This is a genomic window from Streptomyces canus 299MFChir4.1 (assembly GCF_000383615.1).
GTDB classification, from domain to species: domain Bacteria; phylum Actinomycetota; class Actinomycetes; order Streptomycetales; family Streptomycetaceae; genus Streptomyces; species Streptomyces canus_C.
Genome location: NZ_KB911585.1, coordinates 1 through 15,673 on the forward strand (window position 1 = coordinate 1; position 15,673 = coordinate 15,673).

13 protein-coding genes are annotated in these 15,673 nt (G+C 70.8%); 10 read left to right on the top strand and 3 right to left on the bottom strand.

What is annotated here, in order from left to right; genetic code table 11:
• From H293_RS49335 to H293_RS0110940, 7 genes are all read left to right on the top strand, one after another.
• Window positions 1–621: alpha-glucosidase C-terminal domain-containing protein (locus H293_RS49335; RefSeq protein ID WP_033415354.1), on the top strand; the 621-nt coding region annotated here is incomplete at its 5' end.
• Window positions 618–2,336, top strand: coding sequence for a maltose alpha-D-glucosyltransferase (gene treS / locus H293_RS0110915; protein ID WP_020117911.1), 1,719 nt, complete (start codon window positions 618–620; stop codon window positions 2,334–2,336). The genes H293_RS49335 and treS, both read left to right, overlap by 4 nt.
• Window positions 2,337–2,362: 26 nt before the next feature.
• Window positions 2,363–3,724: a maltokinase N-terminal cap-like domain-containing protein gene (locus H293_RS0110920; protein ID WP_020117912.1), complete on the top strand. Its 1,362-nt coding sequence runs from the start codon at window positions 2,363–2,365 to the stop codon at window positions 3,722–3,724.
• A gap of 3 nt (window positions 3,725–3,727) precedes the next feature.
• On the top strand, window positions 3,728–5,935 hold the full coding sequence (glgB, locus tag H293_RS0110925; RefSeq protein WP_020117913.1) for a 1,4-alpha-glucan branching enzyme: 2,208 nt from the start codon (window positions 3,728–3,730) through the stop codon (window positions 5,933–5,935).
• 107 nt (window positions 5,936–6,042) lie between these two features.
• Complete coding sequence (locus tag H293_RS0110930; protein WP_020117914.1) at window positions 6,043–7,131, top strand: glutamate--cysteine ligase 2; 1,089 nt, start codon at window positions 6,043–6,045, stop codon at window positions 7,129–7,131.
• Window positions 7,132–7,325: 194 nt separating this feature from the next.
• The gene (locus tag H293_RS0110935) at window positions 7,326–9,230 is read left to right on the top strand and encodes an AMP-dependent synthetase/ligase (RefSeq protein ID WP_028807738.1); all 1,905 of its coding nucleotides are present in this window, start codon (window positions 7,326–7,328) and stop codon (window positions 9,228–9,230) included.
• Window positions 9,231–9,382: 152 nt separating this feature from the next.
• Window positions 9,383–9,787 carry an ATP-binding protein gene (locus H293_RS0110940; RefSeq protein WP_028807739.1) on the top strand — a complete coding sequence of 135 codons (405 nt, stop codon included), beginning with the start codon at window positions 9,383–9,385 and terminating at the stop codon, window positions 9,785–9,787.
• Window positions 9,788–9,803: 16 nt separating this feature from the next.
• On the opposite strand, the gene H293_RS0110945 is transcribed toward H293_RS0110940, so the two are convergent.
• Window positions 9,804–10,163, bottom strand: a complete 360-nt coding sequence (locus H293_RS0110945; protein ID WP_020117917.1) for a hypothetical protein — start codon at window positions 10,161–10,163, stop codon at window positions 9,804–9,806.
• A 267-nt stretch (window positions 10,164–10,430) separates the two neighbouring features.
• Between H293_RS0110945 and H293_RS0110950 the strand changes: the two genes are divergently transcribed.
• The 3 genes from H293_RS0110950 (at window position 10,431) to H293_RS0110960 (ending at window position 14,324) form a co-directional block, all read left to right on the top strand.
• Complete coding sequence (locus H293_RS0110950) at window positions 10,431–11,807, top strand: NAD(P)/FAD-dependent oxidoreductase (protein ID WP_020117918.1); 1,377 nt, start codon at window positions 10,431–10,433, stop codon at window positions 11,805–11,807.
• 2 nt (window positions 11,808–11,809) lie between these two features.
• Window positions 11,810–12,034, top strand: a complete 225-nt coding sequence (locus tag H293_RS0110955; protein ID WP_020117919.1) for a DUF4287 domain-containing protein — start codon at window positions 11,810–11,812, stop codon at window positions 12,032–12,034.
• A gap of 61 nt (window positions 12,035–12,095) precedes the next feature.
• The gene (locus tag H293_RS0110960; RefSeq protein WP_020117920.1) at window positions 12,096–14,324 is read left to right on the top strand and encodes an FUSC family protein; all 2,229 of its coding nucleotides are present in this window, start codon (window positions 12,096–12,098) and stop codon (window positions 14,322–14,324) included.
• A 10-nt stretch (window positions 14,325–14,334) separates the two neighbouring features.
• Here H293_RS0110960 and H293_RS0110965 read toward each other — a convergent pair whose 3' ends face one another.
• Together H293_RS0110965 and H293_RS0110970 are read right to left on the bottom strand one after the other, a co-directional pair.
• Window positions 14,335–14,766, bottom strand: a complete 432-nt coding sequence (locus H293_RS0110965) for a hypothetical protein (protein WP_020117921.1) — start codon at window positions 14,764–14,766, stop codon at window positions 14,335–14,337.
• A gap of 28 nt (window positions 14,767–14,794) precedes the next feature.
• On the bottom strand, window positions 14,795–15,628 hold the full coding sequence (locus tag H293_RS0110970; protein WP_020117922.1) for a DUF1206 domain-containing protein: 834 nt from the start codon (window positions 15,626–15,628) through the stop codon (window positions 14,795–14,797).
• Window positions 15,629–15,673 lie beyond the last annotated feature (45 nt).

Sequence of the window (15,673 nt, forward strand, 5' to 3'; positions counted from 1 at the left end):
GGTGAGGCGGCCTCCTACATGCGGCCGAACTTCTTCGCCAACACCCCCGACATCCTGCACGCCTTCCTCCAGCACGGCGGCCGTCCCGCGTTCGCCCTGCGCGCGGTCCTGGCCGCGACCCTCTCGCCGACCTGGGGCATCTACTCCGGCTACGAACTGGCCGAGAACACCCCGCTGCGCGAAGGCAGCGAGGAGTACCTGAACTCGGAGAAGTACCAGCTCAAGACCCGCGACTGGGACACCCCCGACTCCCTCGCCCCCCTGATCACCCAGCTCAACACCATCAGGCGCCGCCACCCCGCCCTCCAGCGCCTGCGGAACATCCGCTTCCACCACACCGACAACGACGCGGTCATCGCCTACAGCAAGCACACCGGCGACGACACGGTTCTGGTGGTCGTGAACCTCGACCCGCACCACACCCAGGAGGCCACGGTCTCGTTGGACATGCCACAACTCGGCCTGGAATGGCACGAGTCCCTGTCCGTCCATGACGAACTGACGGGTGAGACCTACCACTGGAGCAGAAACAACTACGTGCGTCTGGAGCCCGGCCGGGCTCCGGCGCATCTGTTCCAGGTCCGCAGGTCGGCGCCTCAGAGCGGAGGATCCACAGCGTGACTGTCAACGAGCCCGTCCACGACACCTTCGAGGACACCCCGGCCAAGGACCGGGACCCCGACTGGTTCAAACGCGCGGTCTTCTACGAGGTGCTCGTCCGCTCCTTCCAGGACAGCAACGGCGACGGCGTCGGCGACCTCAAGGGCCTGACCGCCAAGCTGGACTACCTCCAGTGGCTCGGTGTCGATTGCCTGTGGCTTCCCCCGTTCTTCAAGTCACCCCTGCGGGACGGCGGTTACGACGTCTCCGACTACACCGCCGTCCTGCCGGAGTTCGGTGACCTCGCCGACTTCGTGGAGTTCGTCGACGCCGCCCACCAGCGCGGCATGCGGGTCATCATCGACTTCGTCATGAACCACACCAGCGACCAGCACCCGTGGTTCCAGGAGTCCCGCAAGGACCCCGACGGCCCCTACGGCGACTACTACATGTGGGCCGACGACGACAAGCAGTACGAGGACGCGCGGATCATCTTCGTCGACACCGAGGTCTCCAACTGGACCCACGACCCGGTCCGCGGGCAGTACTACTGGCACCGCTTCTTCTCCCACCAGCCGGACCTCAACTACGAGAACCCGGCGGTCCAGGAGGAGATCCTGGCCGCCCTGCGCTTCTGGCTGGACCTGGGCATCGACGGCTTCCGCCTCGACGCCGTCCCCTATCTGTACGCGGCCGAGGGCACCAACTGCGAGAACCTGCCCGCCACGCACCAGTTCCTCAAGCGGGTGCGCCGCGAGATCGACGCGATGTATCCGGACACGGTCCTGCTGGCGGAGGCGAACCAGTGGCCCGAGGACGTCGTCGACTACTTCGGCGACTACCAGGCAGGCGGCGACGAGTGCCACATGGCCTTCCACTTCCCGGTCATGCCGCGCATCTTCATGGCGGTCCGCCGCGAGTCCCGCTATCCGATCTCGGAAATCCTCGCCAAGACGCCGGCCATCCCGCAGACCTGCCAGTGGGGCATCTTCCTGCGCAACCACGACGAGCTCACCCTCGAAATGGTGTCCGACGAGGAACGCGACTACATGTGGGCCGAGTACGCCAAGGACCCACGGATGCGCGCCAACATCGGCATCCGGCGGCGCCTTGCTCCCCTGCTCGACAACGACCGGGACACCATCGAGCTGTTCACCGCCCTGCTGCTGTCCCTGCCCGGCTCGCCGATCCTCTACTACGGCGACGAGATCGGCATGGGCGACAACATCTGGCTCGGTGACCGGGACGCCGTCCGCACCCCGATGCAGTGGACCCCCGACCGCAACGCGGGCTTCTCCACGGCCGACCCGGGCCGGCTCAACCTGCCGATCATCATGGACCCGGTCTACGGACACCAGGTCACCAACGTCGAGGCGTCGATGGCCTCGCCGTCCTCCCTGTTGCACTGGACCCGCCGGATGATCGAGATCCGCAAGCAGAACCCGGCATTCGGTCTCGGCACCTTCACCGAACTGCAGTCCTCCAACCCGGCGGTGCTGGCCTTCCTGCGGGAGTACGAGGACGACCTGGTCCTGTGTGTCAACAACTTCTCCAGGTTCGCGCAGCCCACAGAACTGGATCTGCGCGAGTTCGACGGCCGGCACCCGGTCGAGCTGTTCGGCGGGGTGCGTTTCCCGGCCATCGGTGAACTGCCGTACCTGCTGACCCTCGGCGGGCACGGCTTCTACTGGTTCCGGCTCTCCCGAGTCGCATCCCGCATCGGCCGACGCCTTTGAGCGTGCCGACGAAAGGACGCGTCACCATGCCGAAGACCGCACCCCTCAGCCCGAGACCCGCGCCCGCGGCCGATCTCATGGCCTCGCTCGGCGACCTGCTGCGCCAATGGCTGCCGCGGCAGCGCTGGTTCGCGGGCAAGGACCGGCCCGTGAGCGAGCTCGGTCTGCTGTCGATGACCGAGCTGTTCCCGGGCTGTCTGCATCTGCTGGTCCACACCGGTCACGGCGGGGTGCCCGCGCCCGGCGGCGCCGCCCCGGCGGGCGACTGCTACCAGTTGCTGCTCGTGGTGCGCAAACACCTCTTGCCGCGTCTCGGCCGTGCCCTCATCGGCCGTGCGGAGCAGGGCCCGCTGGCCGGTCTCACGGTGTACGACGCCCTGCACGACCCGCGCTCGGCACAACTGCTGCTGGAGCGGCTGCGGCATCCCGGCACCGCCGGCCCGCTGTGCTTCGAGCGCGCCCCCTCGGTGCCGGTGCCCTCCGGGCTCCCGCCGCGGCTGCTGGAGGCCGAGCAGTCGAACACCTCGCTGGTGTACGGCGACGAGTTCATCCTGAAGCTCTTCCGCCGCATCCAGCCCGGGGTCAACCCGGACCTGGAGGTGCCGGTCGCGCTGGCCGGACAGGGCTGCCGTCGGGTGCCGGCGCCGGTCGCCTGGTTCCGGACCACACATCCGCAGGAGGCCACGCTCGGCGTGCTCCAGCCGTATCTGCGCGACGCGTCCGACGGCTGGGCACTGGCGCTCCAGGCACTCGCCTCGGGAGACGACTTCACCGTGCAGGCGCACGAACTGGGGCGGGCCATGGCCGAGGTGCACCTCGCGCTGGCCGCGGCCTTCCCCGGCACCGGCCACGACGACAACGGCTCCACGGCGGCCGCGATGACCGAACGTCTCGACTCCGCCGCGCACAGCGTGCCGGCGCTGCGGCCGTTCGTCCCCGGTCTGCGCAGCGCGTTCGCCGCGCTCGCCACCTGCGACGCCGGGCCGCCCGCGCAGCGTGTCCACGGTGACCTGCATCTGGGGCAGGTGCTGCGGGCGGGCCGCGAGTGGTTCGTCATCGACTTCGAGGGCGAGCCCTCGCGCCCGTTCGCCGATCGGTGCACCGCCCAGTCCCCGGTGCGGGACATCGCGGGCATGCTGCGCTCCTTCGACTACGCGGCCCGCCAGCGCCGGCCCTGGCGGCCCGAGTGGGCCCGCCGCTGCCGGGAGGCCTTCTGCGGGGGCTACGCCGCCCTCGCCGGATGGGATCCACGCAAGAAGCACGGCCTGCTCCGCGCCTACGAGACCGACCGGGCCGTTTACGAAGTCCTGTACGAGGCACGGCACCGGCCCGACTGGCTGCCCGTGCCCATGGCGGCGATCGAACGACTCGCCGTGAGAGGAGACTGAGCCGTGGCCCTGCGCGACACCTCACTGCCCGAGCGGTCCGGACCGGCGCGCTGTGCCCCGGCCCCCGCACTCGACCCCGCGGACCGGGGCCGGCTGCTGGCCGGCGCCCACCACGACCCGCACGCGTTGCTAGGCGCCCACCCGGTCGCGGGCGGGATCGCCTTCCGGGCCCTGCGGCCCTTCGCGCGCTCGGTGAGCGTGGTGATCGACGGCGAGCGCAGAGGGCTGACCTCGGAGGGCGACGGCCTCTTCTCCGGTCTGCTGCCCCTCGACGCGATCCCCGACTACACCCTGCTGGTGGCGTACGCGGACGGCGAGCAGGAGGTGCACGACCCCTACCGCTTCCTGCCCGCGCTCGGCGAGACCGACCTCCATCTCATCCGCGAGGGCCGCCACGAGCAGCTGTGGAAGGCACTCGGCGCCGAACCGATGACCCACGAGGGCGTGACCGGCACCCGCTTCACGGTGTGGGCACCCAACGCCCAGGGCGTCCGGGTCGCCGGGGAGTTCACCTTCTGGGACGGACAAGCCTTCCCGATGCGCTCGCTCGGCTCGTCCGGGGTGTGGGAGCTGTTCCTCCCGGGGATCGCCGAGGGCGCCCGCTACAAGTTCGAGATCACCTCGCGCTACGGCGACCGGTTCCTGAAGTCCGACCCGATGGCGCGCAGCACGGAGGTGCCGCCCGCGACCGCGTCGGTGGTGACCTCCTCGCACTTCGAGTGGAGCGACGAGGAGTGGATGGCCCGGCGCGGTGAAGTGCCGGTGCACAAGGCGCCGTTCTCGGTCTACGAAGTCCATCTGCCGACCTGGCGCAAGGGTCTGACGTACCGTCAACTCGCCGAGCAGCTGCCCTCCTACGTCAAGGACCTGGGCTTCACCCACGTCGAGCTGATGCCGGTCGCCGAGCACCCCTTCGGCGGCTCCTGGGGCTACCAGGTCACCGGCTTCTACGCGCCGACCTCCCGGCTCGGCACACCTGACGACTTCAAGCACCTGATCGACGCCCTCCACCGGGCCGGCATCGGTGTGATCATGGACTGGGTGCCCGCCCACTTCCCCAAGGACGACTGGGCACTGGCCCGCTTCGACGGGGACCCGCTGTACGAACCTGGGGACTCCCGGCGTGCCGAGCACCCGGACTGGGGGACGTACGAGTTCGACTTCGGGCGCGTCGAGGTGCGCAACTTCCTGGTCGCCAACGCCGTGTACTGGTGCGAGGAGTTCCACATCGACGGGCTGCGCGTGGACGCGGTCGCCTCGATGCTCTACCTGGACTACTCGCGCGACTCCGGCCAGTGGAGCCCCAATGTGTTCGGGGGCCGGGAGGACCTGGACGCGGTCGCCTTCCTCCAGGAGATGAACGCGACCGTGTACCGCCGGGCGCCGGGGGTCGTCACCATCGCCGAGGAGTCCACGGCCTGGGACGGCGTGACCCGCCCCACGGACAGCGGGGGGCTGGGTTTCGGCCTGAAGTGGAACATGGGCTGGATGCACGACTCCCTCGGCTACATCAGCCATGAGCCGGTGCACCGCAAGTACCACCACAACGAGATGACCTTCTCGATGGTGTACGCGTACAGCGAGAACTACGTCCTGCCGATCTCCCACGACGAGGTCGTCCACGGCAAGCAGGCGCTGGTGTCCAAGATGCCGGGCGACTGGTGGCAGCAGCGCGCCAACCATCGTGCCTACCTCGGCTTCATGTGGGCGCACCCCGGCAAGCAACTCCTGTTCATGGGGCAGGAGTTCGCCCAGGGCGCCGAATGGTCCGAGGCCCACGGCCCCGACTGGTGGCTGCTCGACCCGGCCTACTCCGCCGAGCCCGACCACCGGGGCGTCCGCGATCTCGTGCGCCACCTGAACACCGTCTACCGCGCGACCCCCGCCCTGTGGGAGCGCGACACCGACCCCGGAGGCTTCCGGTGGGTGGTCGGGGACGCGGCCGAGGACAACGTCTTCGCCTTCCTGAGGTTCGACGCGGCGGGCGCTCCGCTGCTCGCGGTCTCCAACTTCTCCCCCGTCGTGCGCGAGGACTACCGCCTCACCGTCCCCGAGGGTCACCCCCTGTGGCAGGAGTCGCTCAACACCGACGCCGCCCGGTACGGCGGCGGCGACATCGTGCGGCCCGACCCGGTCAAGGCGGAGGACGGGGCGCTGCGGCTCACCCTGCCGCCGCTCGCGACGGTGTGGCTGGTCCCGATGCCCGACTGAGCCCGCGGGCGACGCGGAGGTGTCCGACCGGCCCGAAGGGGCAGTCGGGGTCGTACGAGAACCCGCATCCTCGTCGTCGCCGAGGGCCACAGAAAGGGCTATGTCACGTGCGCACCGTGGGAGTGGAGGAGGAACTCCTCCTGGTCGACCCCGAGACCGGCGAGCCGCAGGCGCTGTCCGCGGCCGTACTCGCGCGGGCCGCGCAGGACGAGCCGGACCAGGACGTCTTCGAGAAGGAACTGCACAACCAGATGGTGGAGTTCGCCACCCACCCGCAGTCGGGCATGGACGAGCTCCGCGCGGAGATCGTGCGCTGTCGCAAGGAGGCCGCCCGGCTCGCCGGCGACAGCGGTTGTGCCGTGGCCTCCCTGGCCACCTCCCCGCTGCCCGTCAGCCCCTCCGTGGGCGTCGGCCGCCGCTACCAGTGGATGGCGGACCAGTACGGCATCGCCACCCAGGAGCAGCTCGTCATGGGCTGTCACGTCCACGTGTCCGTGGACTCCGACGAGGAGGCCGTGGCGGTCGTCGACCGGATCCAGCCCTGGCTGGCCGTGCTGGCCGCGATCAGCGCCAACTCGCCCTTCTGGCAGGGCAAGGACACCGGCTACAGCAGTTACCGCAGCCGGGTGTGGCAGCGCTGGCCGTCGGCCGGCCCGACCGAGCCGTTCCGCTCGGCGGAGCGCTATCACCGGCGGGTCGCGGACATGGTGGCGACCGGTGTCATCCTGGACGAGGGGATGATCTACTTCGACGCCCGGCTGTCCCGGAACTACCCGACCGTGGAGATCCGGGTCTCGGACGTCTGCCTGCGGGCGGACACCGCCGTCCTGCTCGCGACTCTCGCCCGGGGGCTGGTGGAGACGGCCGCGCGCGAGTGGCGGGCGGACAAGGAGCCGGTGACGCACAGTGTGAGCCTGCTGCGGCTGGCGGCCTGGCAGGCCGCGCGCTCCGGTCTCACGGAGGAGCTGCTGCACCCGGCGACGATGCACCGCATGCCGGCCGAGACGGTGGTGCGGGCCCTGCTGGAGCACGTCGAGGACGCGCTCGCCGACAGCGGCGACCTGGACCGGGCCCGCGAGTCCTGCACCGAACTGCTGCGGCACGGCAACGGCGCCCGGGTGCAGCGCGAGCTCCTGGAGCGCACCGGGAGCCTGCGGAGCGTGGTCACCGAGTGCGTGCGGCTGACCCAGTCGTAGGTCCCACCGGGCCCAGAGGTCGGGCCAAGGCCACTGACGCATGCGGTCCCAGTCCCCCGATCTCGACCAGATCACGGGTGACCGGTTACTTCCGTATTCCAGGTACCACTCGCTCGCGCCTGGGCTAGATTCGAGCACCGCGGATGACCGAGCTCATCGGCACGGTCACAGCCCGTACACGTCAGGAGCAGCGCATGCGCGATTTCGCCCTCGCGCCCCGGACCATCTCGCACTCCAGCGGCGGTCTGGCCGACAGCGTGTTCGAGCGAGCGGAGCTCGACCCCACCCTGCCGGTGCTCGCCCGTCGTCCCGAGGGCTCTTCGGGACGCTGGCAGGAGGTCACGGCCGTGGAGCTGCGGGACGAGGTCGTGGACCTCGCGAAGGGACTGGTCGCCTCCGGGATCTCGCCCGGACACCGGGTGGCCGTCATGGCGCGCACCCGGTACGAGTGGACGGTCCTCAGCTACGCGCTGTGGACGGTCGGCGCCGAGGTCGTACCGATCTATCCGACGTCCTCCCGCGAACAGGTCGAGTGGATCCTGCGCGACGCCGCCTGCGCGGCCGTGGTGGTGGAGGACGAGCAGGCGGTGATGACGGTCGGCTCGGTGTGCGCCTCACTGCCCCGGCTGCGCCATGTCTGGCAGCTGGACGCGGACGCGCTGGAGGACCTGAGGGAGCGGGGCCGGGTGATCCCGCTCGCCACGGTCGAGTCGCTGCGCCGGATCGTGCTGCCGGACTCCACGGCGGTCGTCGCCTACACCTCCGGCACCACGGGCCGTCCGCTGGGCTGCGCGCTCAGTCACCGCGGCCTCGCGAGCCCCGTCGACACCCTCCTCGAAGGCTGGCGCCAGGTCACGGCGGCCCCGGGAGAGCAGCCGTCCGTTCTCGCCTTCCTGCCCTTCTCCCATGTATACGGCCTCATGATCCAGGGCCTGTGCATCCGGGGCGGTCTGCTCATGGCCCACGAGCCCGACCTGGGCGAGGAGGCGCTGGCGTCCGCCCTGCAGTCGTTCCGCCCCACCTACTTCTACGCCGTGCCCTCGGTCTTCGAGAAGATCTACAAGAACTTCCTGTGCGCCGCCCAGCAGTCGGGCCGCGGCGCCCTGTTCGAGCGGGCCGCCGACACGGCCCGGGACTTCGCCCTGGCCTGCGAGCGGCAGCGGCTGGGCGAGGGCCCTGGTCCCGGTTTCGACCTGCGGCTCCAGCACGCCCTGTACGAGCGCACGGTCTACCGCAGACTGCGGGCCGCGCTGGGCGGCCGGGCCCGCCGTGCCACTTCGGGCGGCTCCACCCTCAACCGTGAGCTCTCCCTGTTCTACGAGGGCATCGGCATGTACGTCCACGACGGGTACGGCCTCACGGAGACGTGCGGCGGGATCACCATGCAGCCGCTGGGCCGGGAGAAGTCCGGAACCGTGGGCCGGCCCCTGCCGGGCGTGGATCTCCGGGTGGCGGACGACGGGGAGATCCTGGTGCGCGGGCCCTCGGTCTTCCAGGGCTACGTCAACGACGAGGCCGCGTCACGGGCCGCGCTGTACGGCGGCTGGCTGGCCACCGGGGACCTCGGGCGGCTGGACGCCGACGGCTATCTGACGATCACCGGCCGCAAGAAGGACATCATCGTCACCACCAGCGGCAAGAGCGTGGCCCCGGCCGCCCTGGAGCACCGGCTGAGGATGCATCCGCTGATCCACCAGGCCGTGGTGGTGGGTGACAACCGGCCCTGCGTGGGCGCCCTGCTCACCCTGGACCCGGTGTTCCTGGCCCACTGGCGCGGCGTCCTGGTGGCCCAGCAGGACCCCTCGGTGCGGGAGGCCCGGGAGGAGAACGCGTTGCGGGAGGAGATCGCGCGGGCCGTGGCCGCCGCCAACAGCACGGTCTCGCGCTCGGAGTCGATCCGCGTGTTCCGGGTGCTGCCGGAGCCGTTCGACCTGGCCAACGGCCTGCTGACACCGTCGATGAAACTGCGCCGGGACGAGATCGTCAGCCGCTACGCGATGGAGATCGACGCGATGTACCAGGCCCGCTCGGCCGGAGCCCGGCGCACCCCGGCGGACGACCTGCTGAACTGGGACGACTCGGACAACGTGTTCCGCTGAAACCCCGATAGTCGGCCGCGTTCCCCATGGTGAGGACGATTGGGTCGCCTGCCCTCGGGAACACGGCTCAGTGGCGACATGAGAGAGTACGACAACCCGCTGACGCCGGGCCGTGAGAGCGGACCGGCACCGAGCCGCACTGGGACGAGACACTGACTTCCGAGGCGATTCCGAGCCGCACCACCCGTTTCGCGGGCGAGCCGCAATGCGTGACGGGTGCGCGGCTCGCCGCTGAGGAATTCCTGGACGACCTGCGCCAGAGCGTGCCGCCCGCGACCCCCGAGCACTGGGACGACATCCTGCTGGTGGTCACGGAACTCGCCGCCAACGCCGTCCAGTACGCTCCAGGACCCTTCGTACTGCGCATGCGCCGCACCTTCGACGGCGTGCACGTGACGCTGCGCGACACCAACCCGACGCCGCCGGCCCCGCGTTCCTTCGATCCGCGCACGGGCGGCGGCGGCATCGGCTGGCACCTGGTGCACGCCCTGTGCGACCAGGTCAGCGTGGTGACGGACGAGCGCGGCAAGGACGTACACGTCTTCCTGCCCTGGTGACGCTCCCCCGGTCCCGTCAGGCGGTGGCCGTGAGCCGCAGATAGTAGGCGGCGACCGCCGCGAGGTACTCACCGTCCCGGGTCTCGCTGTCGGTGCGGAAGCGGGGGGCCGCCTTCACCTCCGCGCCGGTGCAGGCCAGCGTGACCCGTTGGTCGCGGGTGTCGACCTGGGTGACGGCGCCCACCGGGACCAGGACGCTGCGGCCGAAGATCCATACGCCGGTGTCGACGACGAGGTGTGCCATGCCGTGGGGCGCGGCCTGCCGGTCCACGTGTCCGATCGTGCCGTCGCTCGCGACGACGCTGAAGCCCGTCAGGTCCTGTCCCTCGACGTATCCGCTGTCCGGCGCGTACGACCAGATTCTGTCGGTGGTCACGCTGCTCCTTCCCTCCCGAGTGCTGCACGGAGCCCGGTTCTCGGCTGCGAGCGGGCTCACAGCACCCAATACCCTTCTGCCGCACACACATTCGGCGACCGGCACTCTCGCAAGCGGTTTCCCCGCGTCCGGTCCGCGCACCTCCTTCACCTTTCTCCCGGTGCACTTTCAGGCCAGGACGGGCAAGGTGGTCCTCGACGCATTCGTCGCGCCCGCACGGGCACACGAAGGGCGTTCAAGGCAGACCGCCTGGAGCCGCAGAAAGGGATGAACACCGTGACACGACCCAGGATCCTGGTGGTTGGCGCCGGCTTCGCCGGAGTCGAATGCGTTCGCCGGCTGGAGCGGAAACTCTCCCCGGACGAAGCCGATGTCGCCCTGGTGACGCCGTTCGCCTACCAGCTCTATCTCCCGTTGCTGCCCCAGGTCGCCTCCGGCGTGCTGACGCCCCAGTCGATCGCCGTGTCCCTGCGCCGCAGCAAGAAGTACCGCACCCGGATCATCCCGGGCGGCGCGATCGGCGTGGACCTCAAGTCCAAGGTCTGCGTGATCCGCACCATCACGGACGAGATCGTCAACGAGCCGTACGACTACATCGTGCTGGCTCCCGGCAGCATCACCCGCACCTTCGACATCCCGGGCCTCACCGAGCACGCCTTCGGCATGAAGACCCTCGCCGAGGCCGCCTACATCCGCGACCACGTCATCTCCCAGCTCGACCTCGCGGACGCCAGCCACGATCCGGCCGAACGCGCGGCGCGGCTCCAGTTCGTGGTCGTCGGCGGCGGATACGCCGGCACCGAGACCGCCGCCTGTCTGCAGAAGCTCACCCACGCGGCGGTCAAGCGCTATCCGCGCATCGACCCGTCGCTGATCAAGTGGCATCTGATCGACATCGCCCCGAAGCTGATGCCGGAGCTGGGCGACAAGCTGGGCCGCAGCGCGCAGGAGATCCTGCGCCGGCGTGGCATCGACGTGTCGCTCGGTGTCTCCATCGAGAAGGCGGGCCCCGAGGAGGTCACTTTCACCGACGGCCGGGTGATCCCCACCCGGACGCTGATCTGGACCGCCGGGGTGGTGGCGAGCCCGCTCATCGCCACGCTCGGCGCCGAAACGATTCGCGGGCGGCTCGCGGTCTCCGCCGAGATGACCCTGCCGGGCCAGGACGGCGTCTTCGCGCTCGGCGACTCCGCCGCCGTGCCCGACGAGGCCAAGGACGACGACAGCGCGATCTGCCCGCCCACGGCCCAGCACGCCATGCGCCAGGGCAAGGTCGTCGCCGACAACGTCATCGCGACGCTGCGGGGTCAGGCACTGAAGCCGTACGTCCACAAGGACCTCGGCCTGGTCGTCGACCTCGGCGGCACGGACGCCGTCTCCAAGCCGCTCGGCATCGAACTGCGCGGCCTGCCCGCCCAGTTCGCGGCCCGCGGCTACCACTGGGCGGCGCTGCGCACCAATGTCGCCAAGGTCCGCGTGGCGACGAACTGGACGCTCAACGCCATCGCGGGCGACGACTTCGTCCGTACGGGCTTCCAGGCCCGCAAGCCCGCCACGCTCAAGGACTTCGAGTACACCGACGCGTACCTGACGCCGGAACAGGTCCGGGCGCAGGTCGAGGGGACGCGGCAGCTGGACCAGTAGGTGTGGTCCACGTCACTCCGGGCCGCCGATCGGTTTCCGGCCGGTCGGCGGTCGCCATCGAGAAGAAGTACGGCCGGCCGATCGCCGAGTGGCAGGAGCTCGTCCGCTCCTCGCCGCCGACCCGGCACATGGAGCTGGTCATCTGGCTGAAGACCGAGCACGGGCCGGGACAAGGCCACGCCAACGCGGTCGTCGCCCACACCCTCGCGGAGGCCAAGGGCGAGTGACGCACCCCGCCGTGCCATGCTGGAACGGATCATGACGTGACACGGGAGTGAGTACGGCGGAGTGAACACAGCGAGGCTGCGCGACCGGGTCGCGGCGTCGGACCCGGGGCTGCTCCGGCTGGCCGCGGGTCTGCGCACGGTGGGAGCGATCGCCCTCACCCTGGCCGTGCTCGGTCTGCTGGGGGCGAGCGTCCCGCATCTGGTGACGGGCGCCATCATGGCGATGGTCGCGACCTTCGCCATCCGGGAGAAGCAGCGCTCTTCCCAGGCCGTGACCCTCGCCCTGGGCCTCCCGGTGGCCCTGGCCTCCCTGTCGCTGGGCGCGCTGCTGAGCTCCCGTGTGCTGGCCGGTGACCTCTTCTTCGTCGCGCTGATCTTCTGCGCCGTCTACAGCCGCCGCTTCGGCGACCGGGGCACCGCCCTCGGCCTGATCGGCTTCCAGGTCTACTTCGTCTCCCTGTTCGTCGGCGCCACCGTCTCGAGCCTGCCCGAGCTGTACGGCGTGCTCGGCGTCGCCTTCCTGGGCAGCGCGGCGGCACGCTTCCTGCTGGTGCCGGAGACCCCTACGGGCCTCCTCGAACGCCTGCGGGAGGCCTTCCGGGTCCGGCTGGCCCAACTGGTGTCCGCGCAGCTCCAACTGCTGGACGCCGGGCCCGAGGAGATCGACGAGGCGCTGAAGGGCGTACGCGAGGGGACCGCGCGGCTGCACGAGACGGCGCTGATGATCCAGGGGCGGCTGGAGGAGGGGACCTCCGACGCGGCCGCGGCACGGCTCGTGCAGCGGCGGGTCGCGGACGCCGAGATCACCGCCGAGCGGCTCGGCCTGCTGCTGCTGTCGGCCCACAGCGCCGAGCGCGCGGACACCCTCACCCTGCATCTGCCCGGTGCGCCGGCCCCGCGGGCCGGCCGGATGCCCGGCCGGGACGAGGCGATGGACAGGGTGCGCCGTGATCTGGAGGCGCTGCGGCTGCTGGTGCTGCGCCCGGCCGCCGCCCGGTCCGGCACGGCCCTGTCCCAGGTCCGCAACCGGCTGCTCGGCTACCGCGAGGAGGAGAACCTGCCGCCCGCGCCGCCCGCCGTCCAGGACGTCTTCCGGGGCATCGGCGAGGCGGCCCGCGCGGTGCTCGGCCTCAGGATCGCTCTGGACGGTCCGCAGGACGAGTCGGACGACTCCCCCGCGACGGCCCGCTCGCGCGAGGAACTGGACGCCGAGGACGCCGTCATCGACGCCGGCGAGGAGGACGACGAGCAGGAGAAGCTCACCGGGCTCGGGCGGCCCACGACCCGGGCCGCGGTGCAGGTCGCCGTGGGGTCCTCGCTCGCCATCGTCGGCGGCGAGTTCCTCTCCAGCCAGCGCTGGTACTGGGCCGTGCTCACCTGCTGGATCGTGTTCATCAACACCGCGTCCACGGGGGAGATCCTGGTCAAGGGCTACCGCCGGCTGCTGGGCACCGTCCTCGGCGTGCTGGCCGGGATCGTGCTTGCGGGGGCCGTCGGGCAGCACACCTGGACGGCGTTCGCCCTGGTGCTGGTGCTGGTGTTCGCGATGTTCTACACCGCGCCGCTCTCCTACACCCTGATGTCGTTCTTCGTCACCGCGGCCCTCGGCCTGCTCTACACGCTGCTGCACACCTACAGCCTCTCGGTGCTGGTGCTGCGTGTGGAGGAGAGCGCGCTCGGCGTGGCCTGCGGGGTCATCGCGGCGGCGTTCGTCCTGCCGGTGCGCACGGACCGCCGTACCAACGATCTGCTCGTCACCGTGCTGGAGCGGCTCGACGAGGTCACCGAGGCCGCCGTGGACCAGCTCAGCGGCGGCTCCCCCGAAGACCTGCTCGACCAGGCGCGCGACCTGGACCAGGCGCTGGCCGACCTGCGGGCGGCGACCAAGCCGCTCACCCACCCGATCACGCCCCTTCGGGCCCGGCGCGACACGGCCCGCTATGTCGTGGCGCTCCTGGAGACGTGCGCGTACCACGCACGCTCGCTGGCGGCCACGGCCGAACTGCTGCCCACGCACCCCTCGATCGCGGCGGATCCCCGGCTGCGCCGGGCCGGCCGGCGCATCGGGGACAACATCGGGGCCATCGCCGCGAAGGTCGCCGACGAGCGCTCCACGGCCGCGGTGGAGACCGGGCCGAGCATCGCCTCGCTGCTGGAGACCGAGGTCCCCGGCACGCCTCGCTTCGGCCGGGTCACCGACCGCGTGCTGCGGCACGTGCAGCGGCTGGACGAGACCGTGGTCGGTCTGGCCCGGCCGCTGCACGTGCCGGTGGCGGCGCCCAAGCGATAGGGCGCGGTGCTCAGAGATCCGTGGGCAGACCGCTCACCTCGGCGATGCCTCGCAACTCGTCGTCGAGTTGCCGGCGTTCGCGGATGTAGTCGGCGATCTCACCGAGGCGGACCGGATCGGCGGCCGTGTCCGCGTCGGTCACCACCCGGATCGGATTGCTGTCATCGACATGGAGTTCGATCACCTTGTTGTCCATTCGGCCGGTCACCGCGGTGGCGATGACCAGGGCGGCCTCGTCGCGGATCTCCTGGGGCAGCCCGTGCTGCTGGCTGTCCTCCAGCGCGAAGTCCAGGGCGGGCAGTTGGTGCTCGTCGATCGCCCGCAGGACCGGACGGACCACACTGAGCAGGAGCTCGTAGTCGTCCGAGGCCATACGGATGCGCAGAAGGTCCAGGTAGACGTCCACGGGCCTACCGTCGGGCGGAAGCTCGGGTTCGTTCATGCATCCCGGGTTCCCCGTGTCCCGCCGCTCAGACCCGCCGCCAGCGGGCCATCGCGAACGAGAACACTCCGAACAGCACCAGCCCGACGGCGACCAGGACGAGCAGCCACGGTCCCAGCGGGGTGTCGGCGAACGAGCGGAGCGTGTCGTCGAGGCCCTTCGCCTTCTCGGGCTCGTAGTCGATTGCGGCCCGGACGGCGAACGCGCCCGCGGCCGTGAACACCACGCCCCGCGCCACTCCGCCGGCCACGCCCGTCACATCGACGAACTTCCTGGCCCGCGGACCCATCTGGGCGAGCTTCATCTTGCCGTGGAAGGACCTGCGCAGTGCCTGGGCGGCTATCCACACACCGGCCACCGCGACACCGACACCCGCGATGCCCACCAGCCACTGCCCACCGGGCCACTCCAGGACCCGGGCGGTGACGTCCTTGGACTGTTTGTCGCTCGATCCGCCGCTGCCGGACCCGACGGCGAACGACAGCACGGAGTAGGCGACGAACGCGTAGAAGACGCAGCGGACGGCGGACAGCAGTCGTTTCGTGGCCTTGCGGCCGTCGGGACCGACCGCCCCGAACACCACCTCGGACAGCCGCCACAGGACCATGCCGACCAGACCGATCCCCAGCGCCCACAGGACGACGGAGCCGAACGGTTTGTCGGCGAGGGCGGCGAGGGCGCCGCCGCGGTCGGCCTGGCGCTTGCCGTCACCGAAGGCGATCTGCAGCGCCAGCACACCGACCAGCAGGTAGATCACTCCGCGGGCGGTGAACCCCGCGCGGGCGGCGCCCTCCGTGACGGAGCCGCGTGCCGCGCGTCTGGCCTCGATGCGGCCAGTCGTCGCCGTGGAGCTCGTGGTCATATGGACCTCCTGGAAGTCCGCATGCCGTCCTTGCGGGCGGTCACA

Coding starts and splice junctions, on each gene's coding strand:
- H293_RS0110920 (WP_020117912.1), top strand. CDS start 2,363: ATGCCGAAGACCGCACCCCTCAGCCCGAGACCCGCGCCCGCGGCCGAT.
- H293_RS0110950 (WP_020117918.1), top strand. CDS start 10,431: ATGAACACCGTGACACGACCCAGGATCCTGGTGGTTGGCGCCGGCTTC.
- H293_RS0110970 (WP_020117922.1), bottom strand. CDS start 15,628: ATGACCACGAGCTCCACGGCGACGACTGGCCGCATCGAGGCCAGACGC.
- H293_RS0110935 (WP_028807738.1), top strand. CDS start 7,326: ATGCGCGATTTCGCCCTCGCGCCCCGGACCATCTCGCACTCCAGCGGC.
- H293_RS0110965 (WP_020117921.1), bottom strand. CDS start 14,766: ATGAACGAACCCGAGCTTCCGCCCGACGGTAGGCCCGTGGACGTCTAC.